Origin of the sequence: Thioclava kandeliae (assembly GCF_040297545.1) — a bacterium.
Taxonomy (GTDB): Bacteria; Pseudomonadota; Alphaproteobacteria; order Rhodobacterales; family Rhodobacteraceae; genus Thioclava; species Thioclava kandeliae.
Genome location: NZ_JAYWLC010000002.1, coordinates 253,737 through 267,926, shown reverse-complemented (window position 1 = coordinate 267,926; position 14,190 = coordinate 253,737). Strand labels below are relative to the sequence as shown.

Genomic DNA, 14,190 nt, shown 5'->3' with positions numbered 1-14,190 from the left:
CGCCGAACCGGCGTCCCCTGTCTCTGGCGGGCGGATCTGTCAGGTTTTCCCCACCGTAAACTTGTGGCTAACTGCCGCCATCGGTTTCTCCGGAGCGCGCAGATAGATGCATTTCACAAAGCGGATCATTGTTTTCGGGCTGTTCCTTGTGGCTCTGTTCGGGATGGCGGCATGCAGCACGCCCCAGAAACAGGCGGCCCCCCAGCAGATGAACCTGCGCCCCAACGAAACGCCCGAGTTACGCAGAATGATCAACAGCTATGCCGATCAATACGAGATCCCGCGCGCGCTGATGCACCGTGTGGTCACCCGAGAAAGCTCCTACCGCCCCGAGGCGCGCAATGGCAGCTACTACGGCCTGATGCAGATCTCGCCCCAGACCGCAGGCGCTATGGGCTTCAGTGGCGCACCGCGCAACCTTCTGGATGCCGAAACCAATCTCAAATATGCGGGCAAATACCTCCGCGGCGCCTGGCTGCTGTCGGATGGCTCGAGCGATAAGGCCGTCTCGCTTTATTCGCGCGGCTATTACTATGAGGCCAAGCGCCGCGGGATGCTGAAAGAGACCGGCCTGCGCAACTGAGCCGGACCTTGTAACCGAGCCGACCTTATAGCCCCACCCATGTCCCGAAGGCACCGGCGCGAACCGGTGCCTTGTTCATTCAGGGATCACTCGGACAGGGATCATTCGGCCAGAAGCGGCCCCATCACCTTGCCCGCCAGGATATGCATGTGGAAATGCGGCACTTCCTGACAGCCATGCTCGCCCGCATTGGTGATCGCGCGGAAGCCCTTGTCCTCGACGCCCAGATCCTTGCAGATCTGCCCGCAGGCCCGCATGAAATCGAGGATCTCTGGGTCGGAGGCGTTCTGGCAGAAATCGTCGTAATTCACATAGGCCCCCTTGGGGATGACCAGCACATGGTCGGGTGCTTTGGGGGTGATGTCCTTGAAGGCCAGCGTGTAATCGGTTTCGAGCACGGTCGCGTTGGGAATATCGCCGCGCAGGATTTTGGCGAAGATATTCTCGCTATCGTAGGAATAGGACAAGGGAAGCCTCCTCAGTCGGAAAACAGGTAGTGGGTTGCCGCTATTTCGGCAGCGGTATCGGTATCGATCTTCAGGAATTGCGCAAGCGGTTCGGCATTACCCGCAAGACCCGATGCCTCGCGGATGCGCCAGAAATGCTCGAATTCCGCATCGCGGATCCGCTCGCTCTCGTAGCGCAGATCGTAGCGGATCGTCGGAAGGACACGCTCGTAGATCTGCGGCGGGCTGTCATGGCCCGCCAGCCCGATCCGCTGCGCATGGCCCACCAGATAGTCGTCCGAGAACTCCGTCTGGATCTCGAGAATCCGCGTCTCGGATTTATCCGAGGTCAGATCGCGCAGAAGATCGAAATCCGACGGGTCGACACAGATCAGCAGCCGGTCACTGCGGTGATATTCCAAGAGCATCCGCAGCAGTGCCCGACGGTGACGGTTGCGTTTTTCGAGCGTCTTCTCGATGCCCCCCAAAGGCGGCAGCTCCTCCTCCTCATTGAACAGATAGTTCACGCAAGGAAGGTCGCTACGCGTGCGGATCTGCTCGACGAGGCGCTTGGCCACATGCCATTTCTTGCATACCACCACATAGAGTGCGCGATCGCGGCCAAGGGTCGCCTCGGTCTCCCAGAAGCGCGGCGCGAACCGGTGTCCCTCGCGGCCCTTCTGCGTAAGGAAGCCGAACATGGCGCGGCCCTCATTGGAGATCGGAAACGCCATCCCCTCCTCGCCCCAGAGCGTGCCGAGCCGCGTTTTCAGCTCTTTCGCCGTCGGGCTGATCTTGCGGGCAAACAGGTAGTCTTGCGCCAGAAGCATGTCGTAATGGTCGTTATAGAAGGTCACCGGCATGCCGTAATCGGTGAACATCAGGAAGGTCAGTGTGCGCGAGCGGATCTCTCGCTCGGGAACCACATGGCGCACCACCGTCTGGAAGAAGGTCTCGTCGGGGATCCATGTCGTGGAGAAGAATTTCATCACCTCTGGGCGGTCCACACAGAATTGCAGGACTTTCAGGATCGTATCGCGGCGCAGACACCACCATTGCGAGCCGATCATCATCTCTACATCGGCAGGCACCTTGCGGGTGATCCCAAGCCGTTTCTGCCACTCGTAGCTCTTGTAGAACCACCATTTATGGGTGCGCTCGTTGAACCAGTGGCGGTAGATCAGCCGCTCTTCCTTGAAGCCGGTCTTGATCCAGTCCGAGTTGAAGAAATCGAAGCTCTCGATATAGTCACATTGCTCGTCCGCAAGCCGCTGATGGGCGTATTCGGCGGATTTGATCTGCATGCAGTCCCCCGAGAGCATGTAGAAATGCGTGGCCTCGGGAAACGCCTCCACTGCCGCCTTCACCGCCTCGAGGGTTGCCGCCACAAGGCTCCATTCGCCCCAGCCGCATTTGAGCCGCTTCTTGGCAAAGGTCACTTGCGGATTATCGGCCAGACCATCGGCAATTTTGACAAAATCATTGGGATTCGCCCGTGCATCGAAGTGGATCGAGACACAATCGCCCGCCGCCGTTAACCGTGCCGCTTGACGGATCACGGTTTCGGGGTCTTTGTGTGTCAGGAGGATAAAGGCAATCTGGACCATGATTTCGGGCGTCGCTTATGTCGGTTACGCCACTATCGCCCCTCTTTGCGGCGAGTGACATTGAAAATATAAAGTTTGTTTGCTTTTTCAGACTAATCATTGCGTAAAGGTGACGATAAGCGCACCGGGTTAAAGGAGCAGACAGATGGGGTTTCCCGGAACGTGGATGACGGAAAGCGAAAGCGTGGTCTATCGCGTGGTGCCCAAATGCGCCTGCTCGTCGATCGGCCAGATCATGTTCTATTCCGATCACGGGCGGTTCTTCGATGGTGACATCCACGATTCGAAAGAAGGGCTGCACAAATGGTCGCAAGAGCATAGCCAGGGCCCGATCGAGCGGGTCGTCAAAGGCGGTCAGGCCTATTCCTTCACCTGTGTACGCAATCCCTATGGCCGGATCCTGTCATCCTTCTTCGACAAGATCGCCGGCATCCAGCGCAATGGCCGCCGCTACCGCGGCAATCTGGTGCCGCAGCTGATACAGAAATACGGGATCGATGTCGGCTCTCCGGAAGATAATTTCGACTTCGATCAGATCAAGAGCTTCCGCCGCTTCCTGCTGTTTGCGCGTGACACAATCCGCTGGCGGCGCCCGATGGAGCCCGACATCCACTGGTCGGCCATGTCCGGCCATATCTCGACTTTCATCGTCAACGGCGGCCGCTACAACAACATCTTCTTCACCGAGAAGTTCAACGAGGGCATGCAAAGCGTGCTCGACGATATCCAGACGCCGGTGAAAGTGGATCTTTCGGCGGTGCCGAAATTCAACGAATCCGAAGGCCACGGCCCCAAGCGCGCCCATCCGATCAGCGATTATTTCGATGATCTCTCGCGCCATCTGGTCTGGGAGATCTACAAGAAGGATTTCCAGCTCTTCAGATATGATTTTGACAATCCCGACAACAAGATGCCTCTGGGAGAGGTCGACCTCGATGAGGTCCATGCCAAGCTCGGGCAATAATTTCTCGGGCTGGGGAACCCGCTTATGAAAGCTGCGTTGGCCGGATATGTCGCATGAAGCTCCCACCCTACCCGCCCGCCTCGCCGCCCGCCTGCCCGCCCCTGTCGGGCCATGGCTCGGGCGGCATCTGGATCGCATCGAGATCGGAGTGCTGCTCAGCCTGATCCTGATCGGAGGCGGCATCTGGGCCTTCGGCGCCATCGCCGCCGAGATGACCGAGGGCGACACCACCGCCTTCGATCGCGCAATCCTTCTGTGGTTCCGCAATGGCGATGATCTGGCAGTGCTCAACGGGCCTGCATGGATGGAAACCGTGGTGCGCGATATCACCGCGCTTGGCGGGGTCACGGTCCTCGGCGCGCTGACCGTCTTCACCGCGGGCTATTTGCTGATGGAAGGCTATCGGCGTCAGGTCTGGGTGCTGCTGGCCGCCGTCATCGGCGGGCAGGTCGTCTCCAATATCACCAAGATGCTGTTTGACCGGACCCGCCCCGACCTGGTGCCGCACGGGACCGATGTCACCTCGGCCTCTTTCCCGTCGGGCCACTCGATGATGGCCACGATCACGTGGCTCACCCTTGCGGTGATGCTGGCGCGCCTACAGGCCCGCCGTCGGACACGGGCCTATCTGATTTCGGTAGCGGTGCTTATTGCGGTCAGCGTCGGCATCAGCCGCGTTGCCCTGGGCGTGCACTGGCCGACCGATGTGCTGGCGGGATGGTCCATCGGGGCTGCATGGGCGGTGGCGTGCATGCTGATCGCCGATTGGCTCTTCCCCACGCGACCCAAACCCGACATTCCCCCGCAGGACTAACCACCTACACGCGGCAGCGGAGCCGCGCGAGCGGCGCCCTCGGGCGCCCGAGGAAGGCTCCCCCCCCTCGGGCACTCACCCCGATGATATCGCTCAGATACCGGCTGCGGCAAAGAGCTCTTTCACATCCACTTCCGGCCGTGCACCGTAATGGGTGATCACCTCGCCCGCCGCCACACACCCCATCCGGCCGGCCTCCTCGAGCGACGCGCCCGTGGCGATACCATACAGGAACCCTGCCGCGAACTGGTCACCCGCGCCTGTCGCATCGACCGGCGTCACCGCTTTTACCGGCACTTCCACTGTCTCGTTGCCACGACGGATCACCACACCGGCCCCGCCGCGGGTGCAGACCACCAGCGCGCATTCCTGCGCGGCCTGCTCCAGCGCCGATGCCAGATCGGTCTCGTAGAGGGCTTCCCACTCATGCTCGTTGCCGATCACGAAATCCATCTCGTCGCGCACAAGGCGCCGGAAATCCTCGCGGTGACGGTTCACGCAGAAGGGGTCCGACAGCGCGATCCCTGCCTGCCCGCCCGTCCGGCGCGTTGCTTGCGCCGCCTTCAGGAACGCGGCCTTGCCCTTATCCTTGTCGAACAGATACCCCTCGAGGAATAGGTAGCGCGTGTTCTCGACGACGTCCAAGGGGACATCCTCGGTCGACAGCTCCGAGGAAATCCCGAGATAGGTATTCATCGAACGCTCGCCATCCGGCGTCACAAAGATCATCGAGCGCGAGCTGGGCAGTTCGCCCGCCTTCACCGGCGGATTGGGGAAATCGGTGCCCTCGGCCTTCAGTGCCGCCTCGTAGAACCGGCCCAGACCGTCATCACGCACCCGCCCGATAAAGGCCGATTTCAGCCCCAGATTACCGATGCCCGCAATCGTATTGCCCACCGAGCCGCCCGGGATCTGGTTGCGCTCGTCCATCGCGCCATAAAGCAGCTCCGCGCGATCGGTCTCGATCAGCTGCATGATCCCCTTCTCGATCGCCATATTGTCGAGAAACGCATCCTCGCAGCGGCTGATCACATCGACAATCGCATTGCCGATACCCACGACATCATATTTGCTCATAAGGTTTTCTCCTCGAACTGGCACAGGTCGCGTATCAGACAGGCACCACATTTCGGTTTACGCGCGACACAGATATAGCGTCCGTGAAGGATCAGCCAGTGATGCGCATGATGTTGATATTGCACGGGGACGTTATCCTCGATGGCGCGCTCGACCGCGTCCACGTCTTTGCCGGGGCAGATGCCCGAGCGGTTTCCGATGCGGAAAATATGCGTATCAACCGCCTGCGCGGGATAATGGAACCACATATTCAGCACCACATTCGCCGTCTTGCGCCCCACGCCGGGCAGCGATTGCAGCGCCGCCCGCGACGATGGCACCTCCCCGCCATATTCCTCGACCAGAATTCTGGCCGTCTTGATGACATTCTTGGCCTTCTGGCGGAACAGACCGATGGTCTTGATATGCTCGGTCAGCCCCTCCTCGCCCAGATCCAGCATCTTCTGCGGCGTATCGGCGATCGGGAAGAGGTGCCTTGTGGCCTTGTTCACCCCCGCATCCGTCGCCTGCGCCGAGAGCGCGACCGCCACCAGAAGCGTATAGGCATTCACATGGTCCAGCTCGCCCTTGGGCTCGGCCTCGGAAGCCTGGAAACGTGCGAAAACCTCGCACATTTCGTTATATCCAAACTGTTTGACGCTTTGTTTGCTCATGGTCCAGCTATGCCCAGATGAGCTCTCCATCGCAAGCCCATTCAGCGCTGTCTTCTTTCTAGTCAAACCCGGGAGCAACTCACGAAATCATCATTAACGTCATTTCCGTTAAGCAGATGTTATCCATCCTCGAAGCAGATTGAGGATGCGGGGCACAAATACGAGGAGGTGCAGATGGATATGGGCTATCCGATCTCGGCAATCATACGGGATCGCGACGAACAGGTCTGGACATTGCGGAGCGATTTTCAGCCGGAAAACATGCTGGAGATCCTGTTCGAGGGTGAGATCGCGGTGCTGCGCGACCCTGATGGTCAAGCGCTGGCCCGTGGTTATCTGACCGCCGATATCCCCGTTCTGCTCGAATCGACCTCGGGGACATTGCGCCTTGACCGGATCGAAATCGACGGACAGCTCTGTCTCTATATCCCCTCCGACGTGATGACACCCGGCATCCCCTACCGGGAGGCTTCCCAAAGCTCGAGCGGTGCGCGCGCCGCCTCGCCCGAAGAAATCTCAAACATGCCCTGCCTCGCGGGCGGCACATTGATTGCCACCGATGAAGGCCCCCAGCCCATCGACTGGCTGCGCCCCGGTGACCGTGTGCTGACCCGCGATAATGGCTACCAGCCGCTTCTCTGGCTTGGTCATCACACCATGCCGCGCCGTGCGCCATTGGCCACGCAGCTGATGTCCGTCTCCGCCGAACTGCTCGGCCCAAACCTGCCCGAGCGCGAGCTGGTGATGAGCCCGCGCACCGGTGTCCTGCTGGCGGGACCCGAACTGGAACTGTGGTTTGCAGAGGCCGAGATGCTGGCACAGGCCGATCATCTGGCGCCCCATAGCCCGCGCCTCGAAGGCCGCCGCATGGTCTATTCGCTCCTCTTTACCGCGCCCGAGCTGGTTCTGGCCGAGGGGATGTGGGTTGCGACCGTTCAGGCAGATTCCCCCTATATGTCGCTGATGCCGCCGCGCGTGCGCACCAGCCTTGCGCCGCAGCTGGCGCAATATCATGACCTGTCGGCCCGCGTCTGGCTCGCCGATTGGGAGGCAGAGATGTTCTGCAAGGACCGCCGCGCCCGTCAGGACCGCATCGCTGCCTGAATTTCACACAGGTTTCGGGTCGTGCTCCGGCGCGGCCCGATTTAATCTGGGCCAAACCGCAAAAGGCCCTACCCCATGGAAGACCGCTATCATTACCGCCTGATCGCGCGCGCCATCGCCGAGATCGATGCCGCCCATGCCGAGGGGCTGACACCCTCGCTGGCCGATCTGGCGCAGCGCCTGAACCTGAGCGAGGCGCATTTCCAGAAATGCTTCACCGCATGGGCCGGTGTCTCTCCCAAGCGCTACATGCAATACCTCAAGCTGGATCTGGCCAAAGATCTCCTGCGCAAACGGCATCCGCTGATCGCCGTGGCAGCCGATACGGGGCTCTCCGGCTCTGCCCGCCTGCATGATCTGATCCTGCGCTGGGAGGCGATGACGCCCGGCGAGTTCGCGCGTGCGGGAGCGGGGCTGACGATCCATTGGGGGCGCTTCGAGACACATTATGGTCCTGTGATCGCGATGGGCACCGGGCGTGGCATCTGCGGGATGGCCTTTACCGAAGTGATGGGAGAGGCGTTGGCCTTTGCCGATCTGGCAAAACGCTGGCCTGCCGCGCAGTTCCGCGAGGACCCTGCCGCACTCGGCAATTGGGTCGCGGCAGCTTTCGCCCAGCGGGGAGACGTCTCACTGACCCTCACAGGCGGCGCGTTCCAGATCAAGGTCTGGGAGGCGCTTCTGCAGATCCCCGAAGGCGCCGTCTCCACCTATCAGGACATAGCCACGGCCATCGGCTCGCCCAAGGCCACCCGCGCGGTCGGCACCGCCATCGGCAAGAACCCGATTGCCGCGCTGATTCCCTGCCATCGTGCGCTTCGCAAATCGGGCGGACTGGGCGGCTATCACTGGGGGCTGACGACCAAACGTGTGCTTCTGGCGCGCGAAGCGGCCCGTTCGGAAGCCGAGCGTTCGCCTATGCTGTAGCGCTGGCTCGCGGCGGATAACATTTGCCGGAACCCTTCGGCAAAATGCCGCCCAGCTATTGAAGCGCGATGGAACTTCCCCTTCTCTCGGACGTAATATCCACCGGACGCCCGAGAATACGGGCGCGTGAACAAAGGCTGGAACGAGATGAACAAGAAGATTTCCCTTGGTGTGGCAGGTGTCGCCTTGCTTGCAATGGCAGGCTGTGTGACCACCCCCGCCGACCCGAACGACCCCTATCAGAACACCCGTGGCGGCGCGATCGCAGGCGCTCTTCTGGGCGGTGCCGCAGGCGCCATGTCCGGTGGTGACGAGCGTCTGACCAAAGCTGCAGCCGGTGCCGCCGTGGGCGGCCTGATCGGTGGCGCCATCGGCAACCAGATGGACAAGCAGGCGCAAGAGCTTCGCCGCGATCTCGACGCGCAAGGCACCTCGGTCGTCAACAACGGCAACAACCTTGTCGTGACCATGCCGCAGGATATCCTGTTCGATACCGACAGCTCGGCCGTCCGCCCGAGCCTGCGTAACGACCTCTACACGCTGGCCGGTAGCCTCAACCGCTACCCGAACTCCACGCTGCAGGTCGTCGGCAACACCGATAACACCGGCGAAGCTGCTTATAACCAGCGCCTCTCGGAAGCCCGCGCCGATGCCGTCACCGGCGTATTGGTGCAGGCCGGTGTGCCCGCCTCGCGCATCCAGTCCTATGGTCGCGGCGAAGAGAACCCGATCGCGTCGAACCTGACCGCGGAAGGCCGCGCCAAGAACCGCCGCGTCGAGTTCATCATCACGCCGACGAACAACTGAGTTTTTCCATTACCGATTTGGGAGGGGCCGGCATCTGCTGGCCCTTTCTTTTGACCAGATCCCATGGCATCGGATAGATTGGCTAGAAAAACTAACCAAGGAGGTGCCTGCGATGCCGTTCCAGAGAATCGAATCGGAAAAGCTTGCCACGGCCATCGTGCGCCAGATCGAAGAGCTGATCCTGCAGGGGATCCTGCGCCCGGGTGAACGTCTGCCCTCCGAGCGCGAACTTTCGGACAGGCTCGGCGTCTCGCGCCCGTCCCTGCGGGAGGCGATTGCGGAGCTGCAGGATCAGGGGCTGCTTGCCACGCGCGCCGGAGCCGGTGTCTATGTGGCCGATGTTCTGGGCTCGGCTTTCTCGCCCGCGCTGATCCGCCTCTTCTCGTCCTCCGATCAGGCAGTCTATGACTATCTGGCCTTCCGCCGCGATGTCGAAGGGCTGGCCGCCGAGCGCGCCGCGCGTTTTGCTTCCGATACCGATCTGCAGGTTATCGACGGGCTTTTCCGCCGCATGGAAGCCGCCCATAGCAAACGCAGCTATGCCGATGAAGCCGCGCTTGATGCGCAGTTCCACCTGGCCATCATCGAGGCCAGCCATAACGTGATCATGCTGCATATGATGCGCGCGATGTTCGACCTGCTGAGCGAGGGCGTGTTTTACAACCGCTCCATGCTCTTCAAGAACCGCGTGACCCGTGACGAGCTGCTCAACCAGCACCGCGCGATGAACGAGGCGATCCAGAAGCGCGACGGGACGGCCGCACGCGAGGCAGTGGCGGCGCATATGAACTTCGTCGAGGTCGAGATGACCCATAACCGCAAAGCGATGAAAAACGAGGAAACAGCAAAGCTGCGTTTGCAACAGCGCAGCAGCTGACGCGTCCCGCAAGCTGACATGAAAAAACCCGGCCCAAGGGCCGGGTTAGAATGTTTGGTGACCTCGAAAGATCAATGCAGACGCTGGGCGACCTCGTCGATGGACGCATCGACGCGGGCCGCTTTATCAGCGGCAGACATCTGCTCGGCCAGAACCTTGCCAGCAGCAGCGATCGCGACCGTGATGGCCTCGTCGCGCACCGCTTTCACGGCACCGGCTTCGGCAGAGGCGATCTGCTCTTCTGCAGCTTTCAGGCGACGCTCGATCGAATCGGCCAGATCCTTCTTCGCCTGAGCGGCAGCCAGCTCCGCGTCGCGCTTGGCGCTGGCGACGATCTCGTCGGCCTGCACCTGCACTTCACGCTGCTTGCGCTCGTAGGTGGCAAGAATGGCTTGGGCTTCCTCACGAAGGCTGCGCGCCTCCTCGAGGTCCGATTTGATCCCTGCGGCACGCTTATCGAGCAGGCCACCCAGCATCGTCGGGACTTTCACATAGAAAAGCACACCGATGAAGGTCAGGAAGGCCAGCGTCACGATGAAGTTCGTGTTATGCAGGCTGAAGAACGGGCCGGACGCTGCGAAGGCGGGCTGAGCAGCAACAAGGGCGATGAGAACAGCAAGTTTCTTCATGACCTTATCCTTTCAACCGTTCGTCGACAGCCGCAGCGACGCTGGCTTGGTCGGCCTGACCACCCAGAGTCGAGACGATCTCGACAGCAGCGTCTTTGGCGACGGCTTCCACCGCCTCTTTGGCACCGGCTTCGATCTCCGCGATCCGCGCTTGGCTTTCGGCCGTTTTCGCCGCGATCTCGGCATCCGCTTTCACGATTGCCGCATCCACGTCTTTCTGGATGTCCGCACGGGCTTGGGCCACGATGGCCTGCGCTTTGGTGCGAGCATCGGCCAGGGCCTTTTCATAGGCGGCCTCGGCTTCTTTGGCCTTGAGCTTGAATTCCTCGGCGGAGGCAAGATCCCCCGAGATGGTGCCCTGACGGTCGGCCAGCACGGAGGCGATCCGCGGCAGCGCGACTTTTGCCAGAACCCAATAAATCACGACCAACGAGACCAGAAGCCAGAAGATCTGGTTGGGATAGGTCGAGAAGTCGAGCTGCGGCATACCGGCAGCATCGGCGTTATGCGCCGAAGCGCCAGCCGTCACCGCCACATCGCCAGCTTCATGTTCTGTTGCCATGTCGTTGTCCCTCTCGGACCGCAGGCACGCGGTCCTGTCTCAAACTCGGAAGGGCCCGTCGGGGCCCCTCCGTCCGCAAGATTGCGAAAAAGGGATCAGACGGCGAACATCAGCAGCAGAGCGACGAGGAACGAGAAGATCCCCAGTGCTTCTGCGAATGCGATGCCGATGAACAGCGTTGCGGTTTGACCAGCGGCTGCCGACGGATTGCGCAGGGCACCCGACAGGAAGTTGCCTGCAACGGTGCCCACACCGATTGCCGAACCACCCATACCGATACAAGCCAGACCTGCACCGATGTAAGCACCCATTTGAACGATATCGCCTTCCATAGTCGTCACTCCTAAAGTTGGAATTGGCTTGAGTAGATTAACGCGATCCTTGGATCGACCTTAGTGTGCGGGATGCAGCGCGTCTTTCAGATAGACGCAGGTCAGGATCGTGAAAACATAGGCCTGGATGAAGGCAACAAGCACTTCGAGGCCGTAGATTGCAGTGATGGCCAGCACGGACACGGGAGAGATCAGCGCGATGGCGGCAAAGCCTGCGAAGACCTTCATCACCGCGTGACCGGCCATGATGTTGCCCGCAAGCCGGATCGAATGCGATACGGGGCGGACGAAATAGGAGATCACCTCGATCAGCGCAAGGATCGGGCGCAGCGGAAGCGGCGCAGCCGAGACCCAGAACAGGCTCAGGAAGCCCGCGCCGTTCTTGATGAAGCCGATCACGGTCACCGAGACGAACACGAAGAGTGCCAGAACAGCGGTCACAGCGATATGCGAGGTGGTGGCAAAGCTACCCGGCAGCAGGCCTAGGAAGTTAGCGAAGGTGATGAAGGAGAAGATCACCATGACATAGGGGAAGAACTTCAGCCCCTCCTTGCCACAGATATCCTCGACCATTTTGTGGCCCATGCCGTAAAACAGTTCGGCGATGGATTGTGCGCGCGAGGGCACAATGCCGCGGCCGCGGGTGCCGACAACCAGCACCAGAACGATTGCGACGATCGCAATCGCCATCCACAGGGTTGCATTGGTGATCGTATACCAATGGACAGCACCCTCACCCACCAGAGGGGAGACCACGAACTGGTCCATCGGGTGGAAAGCCATCTCGCCCGACCCTTCGGTCACAATCGCAATGAGGAGCATCAGGATCACAACGGCGAACAAGATGTAGCTGATCATCTTGGACGAGCCATTGGCGTTCGAAGTGCTTTCCGCCACGTCTATTTTCCCTCTTCATCAGCCGCAGGAGCGGCATCAGGTTTCGCATTTATTTCCGCAGCGGTGCGCATCATCACGCGCACCCCCGCAATCAACCCCAGAAGAACGAAGATGATCATGAAGATCGGCAACGTTCCCAAGAGGACATCAAGCCCGTAACCGACCCCGAAACCGATACCCAGCCCCGAAACCAGCTCTATGACCATCCTCCAGGCAAGCTCGGATTGTGCGACACCGCCACGCGGTGGTCCATCCGTCTCGCCCGGAGCCTGCTTTCTCAGCTTCGCAAGCTTGTCTTCGAGCGCTTTTAGACGTTCGGGATCAGGCTCGTTGCTCATCATTCAGGCCTTTGGTCGTGTTAGGGCTGTGATAGACGTCACGGCGCAGTGAGTCAACGCTCATGACCGTAGGAGAAATACCGCGCAAGGCACTGATATGTATCAATTTTGAAAACCGCACACCTCACGCCGCCCTGCGACAATCTGACCACCCCGCCCCGCGGGGCCAAAATCCAAATTCAACCCATCGGTTGACCATCGACCCAAAACCTTCGTAAGTATGCCCATGAGCACGCAGCCCTCTTCCGATCTCGATGCGATATTCGCAGCCCTCGCCGACCCGACGCGGCGCGAGATCCTGCATATGCTGCTCGAGGACGATATGGCGGTGAGCGATGTGGCCAGCGCGTTCGACATCTCGCTGGCGGGCGTGTCGAAACATCTGGCAATCCTGAGCCAAGCAGGACTGATCAGTCAGGAAAAGCATGGCCGTGTGAAATGGTGCAAGCTGGAACCTTCGGCCATGAGCGAGGCGATCATCTGGATCCAGAGTTTCGGCCAGTTCCGGGCGATGGATCTGGATGCGTTCGAACGCTTTGTCGAGAGCGAGCTTGCCCCCCTCGCCGCACCGCAGCCGGAGGCCGATTAGGGGCTCTGCCCCCTTGGCGCTGCGCGCCAATTCCCCCGGGATATTTACAGACACTGGAAGAAGGGGCCGCGCGGGCCCCTTTGTCTTTGTTACAGGCCGTGGCTCCGGTCATAGGAGCTGCGTGCGGGAGGCTCCCAGCCGCGGGGCGGCTCTGAGGCGGCGAAAATCTCGACCTTGAGCGGGTAGCAGGCCGCACTATCGGAGCTGTGCTCGGAGGAGCAATCGCCGCCCGGACAGGCCGAGAGCGCGCCGAGAAGATCGATCTCGGCGAAGATATCCATGTAATCGCCGGGGCGGACCGGACTTGCCTTCATGAAATACTGCCCCGTATCGCGGGTGAAGCCTGTGCACATGAAGATGTTGAAGACGTCATGCACCTGGGTTTCAGCCTCGGCCAAGGACATGCCCGTCTCCGCTGCCAAGGCACGCGTCAGATTGGAATGGCAGCAATGGTGATATTGCCCGCCATCGCTGAGTAGCGCATGGGTATAGGGGTCGCAGCGGGTACCGATGACATCATGCACCGACCCGCCATCGGGATCGACCCCATACCAGTCGAGGCTGTCATCGATGATCGTGGCCATCGGGCGCAGGCTCGGGAAAGAGGACCAGAAGCGGTCACCGCTGGACAGATGCGTGCCGTGGAGTGCGCGGGTCTTGCCGGAATAGAACCGCTCGGAAAGATCGGCTGACCAGAGGTTGAGATCGCCCACCTGGGCGCCCTCGATCGAGGAGATCCGGAAGAACTGGCCGGCTTTCACGTGGAAACAGGCACCATCGCGCGGAGGAACGATTACCTCGCCGATTTTCTCCGCCCCTGCCCGCGATGCGCGATAGGCGGCAAGATCGGGTCGGGGCAATGTGGTGACGGGATAGCAGATCACCGGCGGGACGGATTTGCGCGCGATGGCATCGGCGGGCGCGGCATGTTCGGGCGTGGAAAGCTTCATCGCGAACCTCTTGGACATAACAAAACCCCGGTTG

At 60.8% G+C, this 14,190-nt stretch carries 18 protein-coding genes; 8 read left to right on the top strand and 10 right to left on the bottom strand.

Going from position 1 to position 14,190, the window contains the following annotated elements; genetic code table 11:
• Nucleotides 1-106 precede the first annotated feature (106 nt).
• Complete coding sequence (locus tag VSX56_RS04010; protein WP_406869984.1) at nucleotides 107-583, top strand: transglycosylase SLT domain-containing protein; 477 nt, start codon at nucleotides 107-109, stop codon at nucleotides 581-583.
• Nucleotides 584-684: 101 nt separating this feature from the next.
• On the opposite strand, the gene VSX56_RS04005 is transcribed toward VSX56_RS04010, so the two are convergent.
• Together VSX56_RS04005 and VSX56_RS04000 are read right to left on the bottom strand one after the other, a co-directional pair.
• Nucleotides 685-1,050 carry an HIT domain-containing protein gene (locus VSX56_RS04005; RefSeq protein ID WP_339113465.1) on the bottom strand — a complete coding sequence of 122 codons (366 nt, stop codon included), beginning with the start codon at nucleotides 1,048-1,050 and terminating at the stop codon, nucleotides 685-687.
• An 11-nt stretch (nucleotides 1,051-1,061) separates the two neighbouring features.
• The gene (locus tag VSX56_RS04000) at nucleotides 1,062-2,636 is read right to left on the bottom strand and encodes a DUF5928 domain-containing protein (protein WP_350935000.1); all 1,575 of its coding nucleotides are present in this window, start codon (nucleotides 2,634-2,636) and stop codon (nucleotides 1,062-1,064) included.
• Between the two features lie 145 nt (nucleotides 2,637-2,781).
• On the opposite strand from VSX56_RS04000, the gene VSX56_RS03995 reads away from it, so the two are divergent.
• A complete protein-coding gene (locus VSX56_RS03995; RefSeq protein ID WP_339113467.1) occupies nucleotides 2,782-3,600 on the top strand; it encodes a sulfotransferase family protein in 819 nt (272 codons plus the stop codon).
• Nucleotides 3,601-3,646: 46 nt separating this feature from the next.
• On the top strand, nucleotides 3,647-4,414 hold the full coding sequence (locus VSX56_RS03990; RefSeq protein WP_350934998.1) for a phosphatase PAP2 family protein: 768 nt from the start codon (nucleotides 3,647-3,649) through the stop codon (nucleotides 4,412-4,414).
• A 93-nt stretch (nucleotides 4,415-4,507) separates the two neighbouring features.
• Here the strand turns inward: VSX56_RS03990 and VSX56_RS03985 are convergent, their stop codons facing one another.
• Nucleotides 4,508-5,491 (bottom strand): adenosine kinase, encoded by a 984-nt coding sequence (locus VSX56_RS03985; protein WP_350934996.1) that lies wholly within the window; start codon nucleotides 5,489-5,491, stop codon nucleotides 4,508-4,510.
• A complete protein-coding gene (gene nth, locus VSX56_RS03980) occupies nucleotides 5,488-6,144 on the bottom strand; it encodes an endonuclease III (RefSeq protein WP_339113470.1) in 657 nt (218 codons plus the stop codon). The genes VSX56_RS03985 and nth overlap by 4 nt, the downstream gene beginning before the upstream one ends.
• Before the next feature lie 174 nt (nucleotides 6,145-6,318).
• Between nth and VSX56_RS03975 the strand changes: the two genes are divergently transcribed.
• The 4 genes from VSX56_RS03975 (at nucleotide 6,319) to VSX56_RS03960 (ending at nucleotide 9,859) form a co-directional block, all read left to right on the top strand.
• A complete protein-coding gene (locus VSX56_RS03975) occupies nucleotides 6,319-7,248 on the top strand; it encodes a Hint domain-containing protein (protein WP_339113471.1) in 930 nt (309 codons plus the stop codon).
• Between the two features lie 75 nt (nucleotides 7,249-7,323).
• Nucleotides 7,324-8,175 carry a methylated-DNA--[protein]-cysteine S-methyltransferase gene (locus tag VSX56_RS03970; protein ID WP_350934993.1) on the top strand — a complete coding sequence of 284 codons (852 nt, stop codon included), beginning with the start codon at nucleotides 7,324-7,326 and terminating at the stop codon, nucleotides 8,173-8,175.
• A gap of 147 nt (nucleotides 8,176-8,322) precedes the next feature.
• Nucleotides 8,323-8,982, top strand: coding sequence for a YiaD family glycine zipper/OmpA-like lipoprotein (locus VSX56_RS03965; RefSeq protein WP_350934991.1), 660 nt, complete (start codon nucleotides 8,323-8,325; stop codon nucleotides 8,980-8,982).
• Nucleotides 8,983-9,094: 112 nt separating this feature from the next.
• Nucleotides 9,095-9,859, top strand: a complete 765-nt coding sequence (locus tag VSX56_RS03960) for a FadR/GntR family transcriptional regulator (protein ID WP_339113474.1) — start codon at nucleotides 9,095-9,097, stop codon at nucleotides 9,857-9,859.
• A 71-nt stretch (nucleotides 9,860-9,930) separates the two neighbouring features.
• Here VSX56_RS03960 and VSX56_RS03955 read toward each other — a convergent pair whose 3' ends face one another.
• The 5 genes from VSX56_RS03955 to VSX56_RS03935 all read right to left on the bottom strand — a co-directional run bounded on the left by VSX56_RS03955 (nucleotide 9,931) and on the right by VSX56_RS03935 (nucleotide 12,617).
• The gene (locus VSX56_RS03955) at nucleotides 9,931-10,488 is read right to left on the bottom strand and encodes a F0F1 ATP synthase subunit B (RefSeq protein WP_339113475.1); all 558 of its coding nucleotides are present in this window, start codon (nucleotides 10,486-10,488) and stop codon (nucleotides 9,931-9,933) included.
• A 4-nt stretch (nucleotides 10,489-10,492) separates the two neighbouring features.
• The gene (locus VSX56_RS03950; RefSeq protein WP_350934988.1) at nucleotides 10,493-11,050 is read right to left on the bottom strand and encodes a F0F1 ATP synthase subunit B'; all 558 of its coding nucleotides are present in this window, start codon (nucleotides 11,048-11,050) and stop codon (nucleotides 10,493-10,495) included.
• 95 nt (nucleotides 11,051-11,145) lie between these two features.
• Nucleotides 11,146-11,382: a F0F1 ATP synthase subunit C gene (locus VSX56_RS03945; protein WP_339109046.1), complete on the bottom strand. Its 237-nt coding sequence runs from the start codon at nucleotides 11,380-11,382 to the stop codon at nucleotides 11,146-11,148.
• A 60-nt stretch (nucleotides 11,383-11,442) separates the two neighbouring features.
• The gene (locus VSX56_RS03940; protein WP_339114433.1) at nucleotides 11,443-12,204 is read right to left on the bottom strand and encodes a F0F1 ATP synthase subunit A; all 762 of its coding nucleotides are present in this window, start codon (nucleotides 12,202-12,204) and stop codon (nucleotides 11,443-11,445) included.
• A gap of 77 nt (nucleotides 12,205-12,281) precedes the next feature.
• Entirely contained in the window at nucleotides 12,282-12,617 is a 336-nt protein-coding gene (locus VSX56_RS03935; RefSeq protein ID WP_339114434.1) for an AtpZ/AtpI family protein, read from the bottom strand.
• 226 nt (nucleotides 12,618-12,843) lie between these two features.
• Between VSX56_RS03935 and VSX56_RS03930 the strand changes: the two genes are divergently transcribed.
• Complete coding sequence (locus VSX56_RS03930; protein ID WP_339113477.1) at nucleotides 12,844-13,206, top strand: ArsR/SmtB family transcription factor; 363 nt, start codon at nucleotides 12,844-12,846, stop codon at nucleotides 13,204-13,206.
• Nucleotides 13,207-13,295: 89 nt separating this feature from the next.
• Here the strand turns inward: VSX56_RS03930 and VSX56_RS03925 are convergent, their stop codons facing one another.
• The gene (locus tag VSX56_RS03925) at nucleotides 13,296-14,174 is read right to left on the bottom strand and encodes an urea carboxylase-associated family protein (protein WP_350934984.1); all 879 of its coding nucleotides are present in this window, start codon (nucleotides 14,172-14,174) and stop codon (nucleotides 13,296-13,298) included.
• Nucleotides 14,175-14,190: the final 16 nt, after the last annotated feature.